General features: G+C 56.0%; 1 protein-coding gene and 1 other annotated feature (1 of these 2 only partly in view). The gene reads left to right on the top strand.

Annotated elements, in window-relative coordinates; translation table 11 throughout:
* Positions 1-1,852, bottom strand: a sequence feature (mutual gap in cmsearch alignment for this rRNA model is longer than 100); it reaches 601 nt to the left of the window's first position.
* Positions 1-226: hypothetical protein (locus KUTG_RS63965; RefSeq protein ID WP_232240971.1), on the top strand; the 226-nt coding region annotated here is incomplete at its 5' end. Its footprint overlaps the feature before it by 226 nt.
* Positions 1,853-2,326 lie beyond the last annotated feature (474 nt).

The raw sequence follows: 2,326 nt of genomic DNA, 5'->3' as shown, positions 1-2,326 counted from the left end.
TATTCTCTACCTGACCACCTGTGTCGGTTTGGGGTACGGGCCGCATAAACACTCGCTAGAGGCTTTTCTCGACAGCATAGGATCACTCTACTTCGCCTCAATCGGCTACGCATCACGTCTCAGCCTTAATGTCAGGACGGATTTGCCTACCCTGACGGCCTACACGCTTACACCAGTATTACCACTGACTGGCGGAGCTACCTTCCTGCGTCACCCCATCGCTTGACTACTACTAGATCGGATCCCGCGCACTCCAGATATCATCCGAAGACTCCATCTCTTGCGGGCGGTTAGCATCACTAGCCTCACCATGGACGCGTTTACACGGGTACGGGAATATCAACCCGTTGTCCATCGACTACGCCTGTCGGCCTCGCCTTAGGTCCCGACTTACCCTGGGCGGATTAGCCTGGCCCAGGAACCCTTGGTCATCCGGCGGACGAGTTTCTCACTCGTCATTCGCTACTCATGCCTGCATTCTCACTCGCGTAGTGTCCACGGCTAGGTTCCCCTGCCGCTTCATCCCCCACACGACGCTCCCCTACCCATCCACACGACTGCACACGCTCCGAAGAACATGCGGATCAATGCGTGAATGACACAGCTTCGGCGGTGTGCTTAAGCCCCGCTACATTGTCGGCGCAGGACCACTTGACCAGTGAGCTATTACGCACTCTTTAAAGGGTGGCTGCTTCTAAGCCAACCTCCTGGTTGTCTGGGCGACCCCACATCCTTTCCCACTTAGCACACACTTTGGGGCCTTAGCTGGTGTTCTGGGCTGTTTCCCTCTCGACTACGAACCTTATCGCCCGCAGTCTCACTGCCGCGCTCTAGCTTAATGGTATTCGGAGTTTGGTTGACTTCAGTAAGCTTGTAGGCCCCCTAGGCCATCCAGTGCTCTACCCCCACCAAGGAACACGCGACGCTGCACCTAAATGCATTTCGGGGAGAACCAGCTATCACGGAGTTTGATTGGCCTTTCACCCCTAACCACAGCTCATCCCCCAGGTTTTCAACCCTGGTGGGTTCGGGCCTCCACACGGTCTTACCCGCGCTTCACCCTGGCCATGGCTAGATCACTCCGCTTCGGGTCTAGAGCACGCGACTAAAACGCCCTATTCGGACTCGCTTTCGCTACGGCTACCCCACACAGGTTAACCTCGCCACGTACCACTAACTCGCAGGCTCATTCTTCAAAAGGCACGCCATCACCCCTGCTAAGGAGGCTCTGACGGATTGTAAGCACACGGTTTCAGGTACTCTTTCACTCCCCTCCCGGGGTACTTTTCATCTTTCCCTCACGGTACTAGTCCGCTATCGGTCACCAGGGAGTATTTAGGCTTAGCGGGTGGTCCCGCCAGATTCACAGCAAATTTCACGAGCTCGCTGCTACTTGGGAGCATTATAAGGAAGACAGCATGTTTTCGCGTACGGGACTATCACCCTCTACGGTCCAGTTTCCCAAACTGATTCCACTAACACACTGTTTTCTGACTTCCCGCCTGGTCAGCAGCCCAGACAAATAACGTCCCACGACCCCACAAACGCAACCCCTGCCAGGTATCACACGTCCATGGTTTAGCCTCATCCGCTTTCGCTCGCCACTACTCACGGAATCACGGTTGTTTTCTCTTCCTGTGGGTACTGAGATGTTTCACTTCCCCACGTTCCCTCCGCACGCCCTATATATTCAGGCGCGGGTGACCCCACATGACTGAGGCCGGGTTTCCCCATTCGGACACCCTCGGATCACAGCTCGGTTGGCAGCTCCCCGAGGCTTTTCGCAGCCTCCTACGTCCTTCATCGGCTCCTGGTGCCAAGACATCCACCGTGTGCTCTTCATAACTTGCCACAAAGATGCTCGCATCCACTGTGTAGTTCTCAAAGAACAACCAGAAGCTTCCCCACTACTGAGACACCTAGCTCCACACACCCGTGTGGCCGGTTTGAACTCGGAAGAAACCCTGTGGTTCAGAAGTCACACCGCATTACGCGTGTTCCCTCAGGACCCAACAGCGTACTGACAACCCCAACCTCACCATCCACAGTCCGTTCCACGCTCTTACGAGCAGTACTAGGCGATGCAGACCGCAGGTCCTGTTGCTTCTAGCCAGTATCCACATCTATGAGCAATCACTCCTGAAGACATTCGCTCCAGCAAGTGATCCTCCGCTCGACCCGAGAGCCGGCGTTGGGTGCTCCTTAGAAAGGAGGTGATCCAGCCGCACCTTCCGGTACGGCTACCTTGTTACGACTTCGTCCCAATCGCCAGTCCCACCTTCGACCGCTCCCTCCCTTACGGGTTGGGCCACGGGCTTCGGGTGTT

Source organism: Kutzneria sp. 744, from assembly GCF_000568255.1.
Taxonomy (GTDB): domain Bacteria; phylum Actinomycetota; class Actinomycetes; order Mycobacteriales; family Pseudonocardiaceae; genus Kutzneria.
This window is presented reverse-complemented; position numbering and strand designations above follow the sequence as displayed.